Consider the following 12,311-nt stretch of genomic DNA (forward strand, 5'->3'; position numbering starts at 1 on the left):
AGTGAACCCAGCCTTTTATCGAGGAGCAAAATGAGCACCGGCCTGACCATTCCCGAAAATCTTTTGCCAGTGGACGGGCGTTTCGGTGCCGGTCCTTCCAAGGTCCGCCCGGAGCAGGTCCAGGCCCTTCTGGAAGCCGGCAGCGAGCTGCTCGGAACCTCCCACCGCCAGGCGCCGGTCAAGAACCTGGTTCGCGACATCCAGGAGGGCCTGAAGACCTTCTTCAACGCCCCGGCAGACTACGAAGTGGTTCTGGGCGTCGGCGGATCCACAGCTTTCTGGGACATCGCAACCTTCGGCCTGGTCCGCAACAAGGCACAGCACCTGTCCTTCGGTGAGTTCGGTTCCAAGTTCGCCGCGGCCACCAACAAGGCGCCTTTCCTTGCGGAGTCCTCCATCATCAAGTCCGAGCCGGGCACCCGCCCGGTGCCGGTTGCCGAGGCCGGCGTCGACGTCTACGCCTGGCCGCAGAATGAAACCTCCACCGGCGTTGCAGCACCGGTCCACCGCGTGGAAGGCGCAGACGCGGACTCGCTGGTTGTCATCGACGCGACCTCGGCCGCAGGCGGCCTGGACGTCGATGTATCCCAGGCCGACGTCTACTACTTCGCCCCGCAGAAGAACTTTGCTTCCGACGGTGGCCTGTGGATCGCCCTCTTCTCCCCTGCGGCCATTGCCCGCGCCGAGGAAATCGCGGCCTCCGGCCGCTGGATCCCGGACTTCCTGAACCTGAAGACCGCCATCGACAACTCGCGACTGAACCAGACCTACAACACCCCGTCGCTCTCGACGCTGGTTTCGCTCAACGCGCAGGTGCAGTGGCTCAACGCCAACGGCGGCCTGGAGTTCGCGGCAGCCCGCACCAACGATTCGGCGTCCCGCCTCTACGAGTGGGCCGAGGCCTCCTCGTTCGCGAGCCCGTACGTTGCCGCCCCGGAGGACCGCTCGAACGTCATCGCAACCATCGACTTCGATGATTCGATCGACGCCTCCGCAATTGCCAAGACCCTGCGTGCCAACGGCGTCGTGGATGTCGAGCCGTACCGCAAGCTCGGCCGCAACCAGCTGCGCGTTGCCACCTTCGTTGCCATCGAGCCCGAGGATATCTCGGCCTTGATCAAGTGCATCGAATACGTGATCGCCAACAGCTAAGCCCGTCACTGCCGGATAGCCGGCCGGGGAGCATTGCCCACCTGCCGTGAGGCCGGTGGACAATGCTCCCCGTTTTCATTTGCGGACAAGATGGAGTCGCCGCAAGCCTGAAGACGGTTACCGATCCTGCACCCGGCCAAGCAACGCAAGGGGCCGGGCGGAAAATGCTGATGCATCTCCCGCCCGACCCCGTTGATCGACAAGTCTCCCGGTCGATTATTCAACCATCTTGCCGTGGCTTAGTCCTCTTCGGGAAGTTCCCCGTCGGCATCTTCTTCGTCTTCGAACTGCTCGGCGGAATCGTCGACGCCGTCTTCGGTTTCGCCGGCGGTTTCCTCGGCGTCCGCGGATTCCTCCACGATTCCCGCGGCATGCCCGGCAGCTTCCTCGGCGGCCAGTCGCTCGGCCTCGAGGTCTTCCGGACGAACGCGTTCCGCCCAGGGAACCCATGCGGGAGCCAGCAGGGCGTCGTCGCCCGGAAGGATGCCGACCTCACACACGGTGATGTCCTTGGCCTGGGCGCGCGGTATCCGCGTCAGGGTCGCAAACCAGCACCAACCCTCGTATCCGGGCTGCAGCGTGACAAAACGGTGGGTCACCAAGCGGTCACCGTCGCACACGGCATCAAGGTGTTCGCCGATCATGGACTCCGGAGCGATCTCCAGCAGGGCCGTGCGTGCGCGATCATGCGCCGCGGCCAGTGTCTCGTCGAGCTTTGGTTTGCGGGCCATGGGCTTAGACGTCGAGATCGTCGGCAACGGCGCGCAGCACTGAAGCTACCTTTGCGCCCTGGGATTTCTCCGGGTAGCGCCCGTGGCGCAATCCGTTGGACACCGAATCAAGCACCTTGATGAGGTCCTCGATCAGTACTGCGGTGTCCACCGCGTCCTTGCGCTTGGCGCGGGCCACCGACGGGGCTGCTTCCAAGACGCGCACGCTCAGCGCCTGCGCACCCTTGCGGCCTTCGGCGATGCCAAATTCCATGCGGGTACCGGCGCGCAACTCGGTCACGCCTGACGGCAGCGCCGAAGCGTTCAAATACACTTCCTGGCCCTCATCGGTCACCAGGAACCCGAACCCCTTGGTGGGTTCGTACCATTTCACTTTGCCGGTTGGCACGTCTTGCTACCTCTTCTTACGTCACAATGGGCCACGGGGAAATATAGTCCCCCGATCCCATACCTGGCGATTCCCGACGCGGGCCCCAAATCCGTGGACGGATCGGTGGGCTCTTCACGCCGGGCAAGTCTATTCTTCTAGGGTACGACATTCGCGGCAATTGGCGGCCCACCTGCGGCATGGACCCGCATTGTGGTTACGCGACCGGCGCGCTGTAACTTTAAGGTGTGAATACCACCGTAAAAACTCCGGCCGTCCAGCGGTTCCTGACCCTGTTCGCCGGGGGCATAGCCATCATTTCGCTCGCCGCCTTGGCCGTCATCCTGGTCCAGTACGCGATGTCCGTGGCGTTGTCCCCGCAGCTGCTGGCCGTTGGGCTCTACGGGCTGCCAGTGGCCTTCATCCTGCTGATGGTCGTCTTGGCCCTCAATTTCCGCGAACGCCGCAGAAGTTAAGAGCCTTTTCAAGGCAAGCTGGCCGCGAACAATGTGCCGGTGCGCGGGCAAGGTCGAAGATCTGCACAATGAACACACAGGGTTCTTACAGTAACCGGTTGCAGACTATAGACATGAATGCCAAGACCCCTGAAGCCAGGCTGCTGGTTGTTGACGATGAACCAAATATCCGCGAGTTGCTCTCCACCTCGTTGCGCTTCGCAGGTTTCGAAGTCGTTGCGGCGGCCAACGGTCGCGAAGCCCTCGCCGCAGTCGAAAAGGAAGCTCCGGACCTTGCGGTCTTGGATGTCATGCTTCCGGACATGGACGGCTTCACCATTACACGCCGGCTGCGCGCCGCGGGCAAACACTTCCCGGTGCTCTTCCTGACGGCGCGCGACGACACCGAGGACAAGGTCACCGGCCTGACCGTTGGCGGGGACGACTACGTCACCAAGCCCTTCAGCCTCGATGAGGTCGTCGCCCGCATCCGTGCGGTGCTGCGCCGCACCCAACCGGCCGAGGAAGACACTGCGGTGATCCGGGTCGACGACCTGGAACTCGACGACGACGCCCACGAGGTCCGCCGGGCCGGCGAGGTCATCGACCTCTCCCCCACCGAATTCAAGTTGCTGCGCTACCTGATGATGAACCCGAACCGGGTGCTTTCCAAGGCGCAGATCCTCGACCACGTCTGGGAATACGACTTCAACGGGGACGCCTCCATCGTCGAGTCCTACATTTCCTACCTTCGCCGCAAGATCGACTCGCGCCCCGAGTGGCCCTCGCTGATCCAGACCAAGCGCGGGGTCGGCTACTTGATGCGCACCTCGGATCGCCGCTAAAGGGGTTTAGGGAGTGCAAGGTTTGCGTCGCTTCTGGCGGCAGGTTTCGCTGCGTACCAAACTAGTGGCGCTGATGAGCATGCTGATGATCCTGGGCATCGTTGTCACTGCCGTCGGTTCGGCACAGTCGCTTCGCCTCATGCTCACCGCCCAGGTCGATTCGGAGCTCAAGAGCAATTCGGTGGCAATCACCTCGCTGATGCTCAACGACTATGCGGAGATCGTGCCCATCAACCCGAAGAGCCCGGGGTTTGACCGCTTCTACGGGGATCTGCGCGATGAGTCCGGCAAGATCCTCTACACCATGCCCCGCAAGGAAACCTCAAACAATGTGACGGCGGATATCCCGGACCTGAATCTCGCGACGCTGAACAAGCTCCGGGACGATCCGTCGATTTCGGTGACGGTTCCCGGCACGTCCATGGGTTCCAGCGGCTGGCGCGTACGCATAGTCACCCTGAATCGCAGCGACTACGACCTCATTTACGCCCTGCCGATGGATTCGGTCCAGGACACCGTGACCAAGGCCGCCATGCTTGTCATGTCGACGGGCATGCTTGCGACGCTGCTGATGTCGATGATCGCCTACGGCATCACCACCCGGGCCCTGCTGCCGTTGCTTCGGGTGGAACGCACGGCCGCGGCGATTGCCGCCGGGGACCTGTCCCGCCGTGTCGAGGACTATCCCCCGGAAACCGAGGTCGGCAGGCTCTCGCGCTCGCTGAACGCCATGTTGGCGCACATCGAGCACGCGTTCCGCGGCCGGGCCGCTTCCGAACGCAAGATGCGCCGCTTCATCCAGGACGCCTCGCACGAACTTCGCACCCCGCTGGTCACCATCCAGGGGTACTCGGAGTTCTACCGGCAGGGCGGGTTGTCGGACCCGGAAATGCTGCGCACCGCCATGGGACGCATCGAGGCAGAGTCCAAGCGCATGGGACAGCTGGTGGAGGACCTGCTGACCCTGGCTCGCCTGGACGAGCAGCGCCCGCTGGACCGGAAGCCTGTCGATCTGCTGCTCCTGGCCGGAGACGCCGCGGAGGATGCCCGGGTCAATGCCCCCGACCGCAAGGTGCGCCTGGTCGGGCTGGAAGGCGGCGGCCCGCGACCCGCACCCACCAGCGGGGACGAGGCAAGGCTGCGCCAGATCGTCGCGAACCTGATGACAAACGCCCTGCGCTACACGCCCGAGGGCAGCGACATCGAAATAGCAGTCGGCGTGAAGCCCGTGATCAATGGCCGGTCGGATGCCGTCCTGGAGATCCGCGACCATGGCCCCGGGATCTCCGAGGAAGAGGCCAAACGCGTCTTCGAGCGCTTCTACCGCGCCGACTCATCACGGCAACGCGAAACCGGCGGAACCGGATTGGGCCTTGCCATCGTGGCTGCCATTGCGGCCCAACACGACGGCTCGATCAGGCTCAGCGAGACCCCCGGAGGCGGCGCCACCATGTCCATCCACCTGCCCTATGTCGAGCCGGAGCGCGAACCCGAGGACGCCTCCACCGAAGCCTAGCCTTCGCAGTTCGCAGCTGCGCCAACGGGGCCGGGCGGCGCCATCGTCTTATGCACAGTCCGTCGCGGGTCCGTCCCGCGGCGGACTTGCTTTTTCTAGCCTAGGAACGGGGGCACTTCCCCAGCCGCCACCGCTCCTGCCCGGCGGAAGATCCATGTACCTTCCAGCCGGCCGTGGAGCGCCGTTCAAAGGAGAGAACCAGTGAGCACATTCGCCGCGAACACCAGTGAAATGCAATTGCGGTCGATGGCCGTGCAGGCGACCATCGAAAGGGTGCGTGCGGAGGTGAATTCCATGACCGCCTCGCTGCAGGACTTGCAGGGGACCTGGCAGGGTGCGGCATCCGCGAACTTCCAGTCGGTCGTCGCTGACTGGCGCGCCACGCAGATCCGCGTCGAGGAATCCCTCAATGCCATCGGCACCGCCTTGAACCGGGCCTCGGTGCACTACGAAGAAGCGGAAACGGCAAACACCCACCTGTTCACATACTGACCCGTGTCGGCCCGCGGCAACCGGCCAGGCATTAGTGTTGCCCTGTGGCTATACTCATCGATCCCCCGCTGTGGCCGGCCCACGGCACCCTGTTCTCACATCTGGTCTCCGACGCGTCGTTGGACGAGCTGCGCAGCTTCGCGCTGGAGCAGGGCCTGCCGGAAAGGGCGTTCGACAGGGACCACTACGATGTCCCGCAGAATCACTACGAAACCCTGGTGGCTGCCGGTGCACTGCCGGTATCCGCTACCGAACTGGTGCGCCGCCTGGTGTGCTCCGGTTTGCGGGTGCCTGCGCGGGAACGCCCGGAGCGCCTGGACGCGGTCCTGCTGGCCCGCTGGGACCGGTTGCTGCCGGGCGAACCCCAACTCGGCAGGGAGTTGCTGGCGCGCTGGTCCGAACCCCACCGCGCCTACCACGACCGGGCCCACCTGCTGGCGATACTGAGCGCGCTCGACACCCTGACCGGATCCAACGAGCAAAACCCGGCACACCGTGCCCTGTACCTGGCGGCCTGGTACCACGATGCCGTCTACAACGGAGTCCCCTCCGACGAACGGGATTCGGCAGCCCTGGCAGCGGCGCAGCTTCCGGGAGCCGGGCTCGAACACGCCGAGGTCGGCGAGGTGGTGCGGCTGGTTGAGCTGACCATCGAGCACAGCCCCGACTCGGGCGATACCGCGGGGCAACTGCTCTGCGATGCCGATCTGGAGGTCCTGGGCCGCGAGGCCGGCGCCTACCGCCGCTATGTGCTCTCCGTGCGCCGGGAATATGCCCATGTGCCGGACCCTGTGTTTGCCGCGGGCAGGGCCTCGATCCTGCGCAAGCTGCTGGAGTCGGAATCCCTGTATTCGAGCCCGCTGGCCCGTTCCCTGTGGGAAAACCAGGCCCGGACGAACCTGGCCGCGGAAGTCGAGCGCCTGGAGCGCCCCGAACCTGCCTGACGGCTTGGTTCCCGGTTGTTAAAAGCGGCGGACCGCGGAACACCATTCCCCAAGGGGAACGTGTTCCGCGGTCCGCGCGGTATTGCCAGGGGTGCTGCAGGGGGGATTAGAATCCGCCCATGCCACCCATGTCGTCGCCGCCACCTACTGCTGCGCCAGCCGGAACCGGCTTGTCAGCAACAACTGCTTCGGTGGTGAGGAACAGGCCGGCGATCGAGGCGGCGTTCTGCAGTGCAGAGCGGGTCACCTTTACCGGGTCGTTCACGCCTGCAGCCAACAGGTCCTCGTAGACGCCGGTGGCGGCGTTCAGGCCGTGACCGGCCGGCAGGCCCTTGACCTTGTCGGCGACAACGCCCGGCTCCATGCCGGCGTTGAAGGCGATCTGCTTCAGCGGTGCTTCGATGGCAACGCGAACGATGTTCGCACCGGTTGCCTCGTCGCCCGTCAGGTTCAGCTTGGCGAATGCAGCAGCGCCAGCCTGGATGAGGGCCACGCCGCCACCGGCAACGATGCCTTCTTCAACGGCTGCCTTGGCGTTGCGCACTGCATCTTCGATGCGGTGCTTGCGTTCCTTGAGCTCGACCTCGGTTGCGGCACCGGCCTTGATGACTGCAACGCCGCCGGCCAGCTTGGCCAGGCGTTCCTGCAGCTTCTCGCGGTCGTAGTCCGAATCGGTGTTCTCGATCTCGGCGCGGATCTGGTTCACGCGGCCGGCGATTTCCTCGGCGTCGCCTGCACCCTCGACGATGGTGGTCTCGTCCTTGGTGACAACTACCTTGCGGGCGGAGCCCAGCAGGTCGATGGTGGCGTTTTCGAGCTTCAGGCCGATTTCCTCGGAGATGACCTGGCCACCGGTGAGGATGGCGATGTCGGCCAGCATGGCCTTGCGGCGGTCGCCGAAGCCCGGAGCCTTGACGGCGACGGACTTGAACAGGCCACGGATCTTGTTCACGATCAGGGTCGCAAGGGCTTCGCCCTCGATGTCCTCTGCGATGATCAGCAGCGGCTTGTTCGACTGCATGACCTTCTCCAGGATGGAGACCATGTCCTTGACGTTGGTGATCTTCGAGTTGACGATCAGGATGTACGGATCCTCAAGGACCGTTTCCTGGCGCTCGTTGTCGGTCACGAAGTAGGCGGAGATGTAGCCCTTGTCGAAGCGCATGCCCTCGGTGAGCTCAAGCTCGAGACCGAAGGTGTTCGACTCCTCGACGGTGATGACACCTTCCTTGCCGACCTTGTCCAGTGCCTCGGCGATCAGTGCGCCGATTTCTTCATCACCGGCGGAGATCGAGGCGGTGGCCGCGATCTCTTCCTTGGTTTCGATTTCCTTGGCGGAAGCCAGCAGCTCGACGGTGACGGCCTCGACGGCCTTCTCGATGCCGCGCTTCAGGGACAGCGGGTCGGCGCCGGCGGCAACGTTGCGCAGGCCTTCCTTGACCAGTGCCTGGGCCAGGACGGTGGCGGTGGTGGTGCCGTCGCCAGCAACGTCGTCGGTCTTCTTGGCAACTTCCTTGACGAGCTCTGCACCGATCTTTTCGAACGGATCCTCGAGCTCGATCTCCTTGGCGATGGAGACACCGTCGTTGGTGATCGTGGGGGCGCCCCACTTCTTTTCCAGAACGACGTTGCGTCCACGCGGGCCGAGCGTTACCTTGACGGCGTCGGCCAGAATGTTCAGGCCGCGCTCAAGGCCGCGGCGTGCTTCCTCATCAAATGCAATGATCTTGGCCATAGCGGCTATGTCCTTTCGGGACGTTCATGCGTATCTACGACCGGAGGCAACGCCCGCGACGGACGAATGTTCCCCGATGTCATGGGACGATCGTGAAACATTCTCGCTGCTCTGGTCCAGGACTCACTCAAACACAGACTCCGGACCGCATGGATTCGCTTCGAAACTTCGATCGAATTAGCAGTCGGAACTCGTGAGTGCTAATACAAATCTTGGCACTCAAGCATGGAGAGTGCAAGCTGTACGCGTTAGCCCAGAGCATAGCGCGCAATGCGGCGCTTAGCGGAAGGTGTTTCCCAGGACCACGGCAATGCTGCCCGGGATATTGGTGGTCTTGACTACCGAGCTGATTCCAAGCTCCTTGGCCGCCTGCTCGGCGGTGGCGCGGCTGGCCTCGTCGCGGTAGTAAACCGTGGAATAGGTGACCTGCTTGCTCCAGTTTGCGGCCGAGACGTTGGTGAATCCCGCGTTCAAAAGCGTGGTTCGAACGGTGCCGGCAAGTCCCACCTTTTTGGCGCCGTTGTAGACACCCACCTTCATCGAAAGGTCGGCCGCTCCGCTGAGGCCCGATTCGCTTTCGCTGGGGACGGCATCCGTTTCGCTGGGTTCCGCCGAGGATGAGGGCTCGTCCGAGGCCTTGGAGCTTTCGGATTCCGTCGCCGAAGCCTTCGAACCCGAGGACTCGGAGCTGCTTGCCGCCACGTTTGCCGGGGACTTGCCACCTCCGTCGTTCAGGAGCTTGGGCAATGCCGTGAAGGAAAACACTCCGAGCAGCAGGGCAACGGCACCGAAGACCATCAGCCAACGGAGGCCCGGGCGCGCGCCACCGGCAGATGCGGAAGCCGCCCAGCCATCGGCGCGGTGTGAGCCACTGCGGTTGCTGAACTCTGGGACGCGATCAAATTCATCGCGCGGATAGTTGGTCATGCCCGTCCTCGGTGATGTGTCTAGCTTTGGGGGCACACGCGGATACAAGGGTGCAGGCGCGGTTGAAGAACAAAACCTTCAACCTGCGTTGCACTCAAGCCTCTGATTCAACCTTTTTGGCCGAACGTGCGCGGTGCCTCGTCGTTCGTAGTCTACGCAATCGTTTGACCAGCATAGGGTCATAAGCCAACGCGGCGTCCGTGTCGATCAGGGTGTTCAGCAGCTGGTAGTAGTTGGTTGCGGAGATGGAAAAGAGCTGGGCAATTGCCTGCTCCTTGGCACCGGCGTACTTCCACCACTGCCGCTCCAGCGTAAGGATCCGCTGGGAACGCTCGTCCAATTCACTGGATTCATCAAGCTCGAACTCAAGCCCAAGTGCCTCGGTTGACATCGCACACCCTCAACAATCCAGTTCCCCGCATGGTGAACCTCAACAAATTAGTTCAATGTAATTATTCTAACGCGGATCCGGTGCCCGTCATTTGCTACAAGGGGGGCCGTTTCGGCCACAATGGCTGCTATGGACACCGGAGAACCAACGCTCTTTGAGCTACCCGACGAACAACCCGACACCACCAGGTTCCCCTTCGACAAGGGCCTTGGCGATGCGGTTGCTGCTGGCCTGGTGGCCCCCGACTGGGCCGAAGCGCTGGCCCCTGTGGAAGGCAACCTCGTCGCCATCGCCAGGACCCTGGAGAAGCGCCGAAGCAACGGGGAGCACGTGCTTCCGGCACCTGGGAACATCTTGCGCGCCTTCCAGCAGCCCCTCTCAGCGGCCCGCGTGCTGGTCATGGGGCAGGATCCCTACCCCACGCCGGGGCATTCGGTGGGCCTGAGCTTTTCGACCCGGGCAACGGTAAACCCGCTTCCCCGAAGCCTCAAGAACATCTATGCCGAGCTGCACACCGACATGGGAATAATCACGCCGACCCACGGCGACCTTTCGGCGTGGGCCGCCCAGGGAGTGGTGTTGCTGAACCGCGTGCTCTCGGTCTGCGCCGGCGCAGCAGGCTCCCACCGCGGCATCGGGTGGGAAGCCGTCACCGACGCGGCGATCGACGCCCTTGCCGCCCGCGGTGGCCCGCTGGTTGCAATCCTCTGGGGCAAGGACGCCCAGGCGTTGGGCGACCGGTTGGGCGATACCCCGATCATTGCCTCGGCACACCCCTCGCCACTCTCGGCACGTCGCGGGTTCTTTGGGTCGCGCCCCTTCAGCCGAACCAACCAGCTGCTGGAAGCACAAGGGGCAACGCCCATTGACTGGTCGCTGCCCCCGGTAAGCCGCACGCGCTAGCGTCGGCGGATGCCGCTGCGTTCCCCGCTGACGGCACTGCCGGTGAACGGCCGCGCGAGGGTGTCCCCGAAGACCACGCCGCCGGCGATGGCCATCATGATGGTGAATGCCGTGAACATGTCGATCAGGGCCCCCGTCATGTCCTCTACGTCAAACACCAGTCCGTACATGGACCGGAAGATCATCAGGCCCGGCAGCAGGAACACGATGGCGGGGGCCGCAAGCACCAGCTGGGGCGCACGCATCCGGTGGGCAATGATACGGCCCGCCAAACCGATGAATGTGGCGGCCACGGCCGGAGCCGTCCGGTCCCCCACGCCCAGGGCTTGGATGCCCAGCAACAACAGGTAGCCAAGCAGCGCTATGGCCCCGGTGGGCAGCAGAAGGGTTCGGCTGGTCTGTTCGGTCACGGCACCCAGCACGACGGCCGCCGCGACCAGGACGACCAGCAGCCACCCCGGATACGCGATCTTGTCGATGGTCCGCACGTCGAGCTCCGGCGCCCCGGCCAATTGGCCAATCACCAGGGCAGTCATGATGCCCGTCAGGATTGCGGCGTAGCTGAGCCCCGCGGAGAAGAACCTGCCCGCCGCGGTCACGGGGAACCCGTTGATGGCATCCTGAAGCGCCGAAACGAACCTGGCCGAGGGCAACAGCAGGAGGATTCCGCCGGAAACCACCAGTGCCGGGTCAATCGGTGCATTCAGGGCATGGAACAGCACTGCGATGGCCGTGACAACGAAGGTGGATGCGGCAATGGAAAAGAAATCGGGGATGCGCCAACGTGAGGCGTACTTCGCGATCTGTCCAACCAAAAGCGAGGAGATGAATGCAATCGCGGCGCCCACCAAGGATCCGCCAATGAAGACAACGAACGCCGCGGCAAATCCGCCAGCAGCACCGGACACCATCCAACGCGGGAAGGGCTTGGGCTGCCGGGAGATTTCCCGAAGCCTGTCCACCGACTGCTGCCGGGTGACACCGCCGGCGACAATGTCGGAGACCAGTTGGTGCACGTATGTAAGTCCGGCAAAGTTGTTGGTCCACGAGCGCACGACGCGCAGCATGGAGTACGCCTCGCCCTCGGGCGGGGAGAAGTTCAGGTTGATCGACTGGTTCGTGATGTCCACGTCGATGTGCCGCAGGCCCAGGGCAGCAGTCACCGCGATGACGCTTGTCTCGACCTCCAGGGCGCCGGCCCCGTAGCGGAACATCGTTTCGGCCAGGTCCAGCGCAAATTCCAGGGTCTTGCGTGCCGAGGCGTCCTGCGCCGAGTTGACCTTCGGATTGGCATAGGGAGTGCCCCTGAGCCTGTCCACGATGCTGAACGCCTGGGTCGGCGGCGTATCCGAGGCAAGCCAGCGGGAAATCATGCGTCTGGCTGTGGGGTTGGCCCTCGGCGGCAGGGCCGGGGCCCCGCTGGGGGTCACACCGACCTGACCCGTTTGGGCGTTCAGTTTGTCTTGCACCGCTGGAGGCAATTTTGCCGGCTGCTCGGGCGCCTTCGGCGTCGGGCGCGGGGGCGTCGAGTGCTTCCCGTGGTCCGCCGTGCGCCTGCCGGGCACTGCAGGGTTTCCGGGGGCAGGCGACTGTTTCGGCGCCTCGGGCACGTTTGAATCAGTCGGGTCCACCAGTTTCATTTCCCGCGTATGTACCCGCCTGATGCTTGCGACGTGTGGATTTGGGTCTTCACCGGAGGGCACTGTTTTAGCGCCGTCCGGATCCTTGCCTGAAGACACGCTCACTCCTGTCGGTTGCGCCTTTTCACCCCCACCTTACAGCCGTATCTTGGGTATTTATCGAACGGGTTTCCTGGCTCACATTTTGCCCCGCGCACCGGCCTTCGGGGAGGG

General features: G+C 63.9%; 13 protein-coding genes. 7 read left to right on the forward strand and 6 right to left on the reverse strand.

The genetic code is table 11. From position 1 onward, the window contains the following. The first annotated feature begins 30 nt into the window (after window positions 1–30). Window positions 31–1,152 (forward strand): phosphoserine transaminase, encoded by a 1,122-nt coding sequence (gene serC / locus ACIQLF_RS17140; RefSeq protein WP_400301012.1) that lies wholly within the window; start codon window positions 31–33, stop codon window positions 1,150–1,152. 239 nt (window positions 1,153–1,391) lie between these two features. Here the strand turns inward: serC and ACIQLF_RS17145 are convergent, their stop codons facing one another. Both ACIQLF_RS17145 and ACIQLF_RS17150 read right to left on the reverse strand, forming a co-directional pair. Further along, complete coding sequence (locus tag ACIQLF_RS17145) at window positions 1,392–1,883, reverse strand: DUF3027 domain-containing protein (RefSeq protein WP_400301015.1); 492 nt, start codon at window positions 1,881–1,883, stop codon at window positions 1,392–1,394. 4 nt (window positions 1,884–1,887) lie between these two features. Then, on the reverse strand, window positions 1,888–2,271 hold the full coding sequence (locus tag ACIQLF_RS17150) for a cold-shock protein (protein WP_400301017.1): 384 nt from the start codon (window positions 2,269–2,271) through the stop codon (window positions 1,888–1,890). 227 nt (window positions 2,272–2,498) lie between these two features. Here ACIQLF_RS17150 and ACIQLF_RS17155 point away from each other — a divergent pair, with 227 nt between their 5' ends. The 5 genes from ACIQLF_RS17155 to ACIQLF_RS17175 all read left to right on the forward strand — a co-directional run bounded on the left by ACIQLF_RS17155 (window position 2,499) and on the right by ACIQLF_RS17175 (window position 6,502). Then, on the forward strand, window positions 2,499–2,726 hold the full coding sequence (locus ACIQLF_RS17155) for a hypothetical protein (protein ID WP_400301019.1): 228 nt from the start codon (window positions 2,499–2,501) through the stop codon (window positions 2,724–2,726). Window positions 2,727–2,839: 113 nt separating this feature from the next. Further along, window positions 2,840–3,550: a response regulator transcription factor gene (locus ACIQLF_RS17160; protein ID WP_209995209.1), complete on the forward strand. Its 711-nt coding sequence runs from the start codon at window positions 2,840–2,842 to the stop codon at window positions 3,548–3,550. A gap of 73 nt (window positions 3,551–3,623) precedes the next feature. After that, on the forward strand, window positions 3,624–5,066 hold the full coding sequence (locus ACIQLF_RS17165; RefSeq protein WP_400301023.1) for an ATP-binding protein: 1,443 nt from the start codon (window positions 3,624–3,626) through the stop codon (window positions 5,064–5,066). Between the two features lie 201 nt (window positions 5,067–5,267). Then, window positions 5,268–5,558, forward strand: coding sequence for a WXG100 family type VII secretion target (locus tag ACIQLF_RS17170; RefSeq protein WP_400301026.1), 291 nt, complete (start codon window positions 5,268–5,270; stop codon window positions 5,556–5,558). Window positions 5,559–5,602: 44 nt separating this feature from the next. Then, entirely contained in the window at window positions 5,603–6,502 is a 900-nt protein-coding gene (locus tag ACIQLF_RS17175) for a DUF4031 domain-containing protein (RefSeq protein WP_400301028.1), read from the forward strand. A 106-nt stretch (window positions 6,503–6,608) separates the two neighbouring features. On the opposite strand, the gene groL is transcribed toward ACIQLF_RS17175, so the two are convergent. The 3 genes from groL to ACIQLF_RS17190 all read right to left on the reverse strand — a co-directional run bounded on the left by groL (window position 6,609) and on the right by ACIQLF_RS17190 (window position 9,555). Next, a complete protein-coding gene (groL, locus tag ACIQLF_RS17180; RefSeq protein WP_400301031.1) occupies window positions 6,609–8,237 on the reverse strand; it encodes a chaperonin GroEL in 1,629 nt (542 codons plus the stop codon). A gap of 279 nt (window positions 8,238–8,516) precedes the next feature. Next, the gene (locus ACIQLF_RS17185) at window positions 8,517–9,164 is read right to left on the reverse strand and encodes a LytR C-terminal domain-containing protein (protein ID WP_400301034.1); all 648 of its coding nucleotides are present in this window, start codon (window positions 9,162–9,164) and stop codon (window positions 8,517–8,519) included. A 94-nt stretch (window positions 9,165–9,258) separates the two neighbouring features. Then, window positions 9,259–9,555: a DUF3263 domain-containing protein gene (locus ACIQLF_RS17190; protein ID WP_400301036.1), complete on the reverse strand. Its 297-nt coding sequence runs from the start codon at window positions 9,553–9,555 to the stop codon at window positions 9,259–9,261. A 129-nt stretch (window positions 9,556–9,684) separates the two neighbouring features. Here ACIQLF_RS17190 and ACIQLF_RS17195 point away from each other — a divergent pair, with 129 nt between their 5' ends. After that, window positions 9,685–10,458, forward strand: coding sequence for a uracil-DNA glycosylase (locus ACIQLF_RS17195; protein ID WP_400301039.1), 774 nt, complete (start codon window positions 9,685–9,687; stop codon window positions 10,456–10,458). Here ACIQLF_RS17195 and ACIQLF_RS17200 read toward each other — a convergent pair. Further along, window positions 10,455–12,197, reverse strand: coding sequence for a threonine/serine exporter family protein (locus tag ACIQLF_RS17200; protein WP_400301042.1), 1,743 nt, complete (start codon window positions 12,195–12,197; stop codon window positions 10,455–10,457). The genes ACIQLF_RS17195 and ACIQLF_RS17200 overlap by 4 nt on opposite strands. Between the last annotated feature and the right edge of the window lie 114 nt (window positions 12,198–12,311).

It is taken from the genome of Paeniglutamicibacter sp. NPDC091659 (assembly GCF_044756805.1).
Taxonomy (GTDB): Bacteria; Actinomycetota; Actinomycetes; order Actinomycetales; family Micrococcaceae; genus Paeniglutamicibacter.

Bases quoted from the DNA above. Each gene is read 5' to 3' on its own strand.
- serC (WP_400301012.1), top strand. From the start codon at position 31: ATGAGCACCGGCCTGACCATTCCCGAAAATCTTTTGCCAGTGGACGGG.
- ACIQLF_RS17145 (WP_400301015.1), bottom strand. From the start codon at position 1,883: ATGGCCCGCAAACCAAAGCTCGACGAGACACTGGCCGCGGCGCATGAT.
- ACIQLF_RS17160 (WP_209995209.1), top strand. From the start codon at position 2,840: ATGAATGCCAAGACCCCTGAAGCCAGGCTGCTGGTTGTTGACGATGAA.
- ACIQLF_RS17165 (WP_400301023.1), top strand. From the start codon at position 3,624: ATGAGCATGCTGATGATCCTGGGCATCGTTGTCACTGCCGTCGGTTCG.
- groL (WP_400301031.1), bottom strand. From the start codon at position 8,237: ATGGCCAAGATCATTGCATTTGATGAGGAAGCACGCCGCGGCCTTGAG.
- ACIQLF_RS17185 (WP_400301034.1), bottom strand. From the start codon at position 9,164: ATGACCAACTATCCGCGCGATGAATTTGATCGCGTCCCAGAGTTCAGC.
- ACIQLF_RS17190 (WP_400301036.1), bottom strand. From the start codon at position 9,555: ATGTCAACCGAGGCACTTGGGCTTGAGTTCGAGCTTGATGAATCCAGT.
- ACIQLF_RS17195 (WP_400301039.1), top strand. From the start codon at position 9,685: ATGGACACCGGAGAACCAACGCTCTTTGAGCTACCCGACGAACAACCC.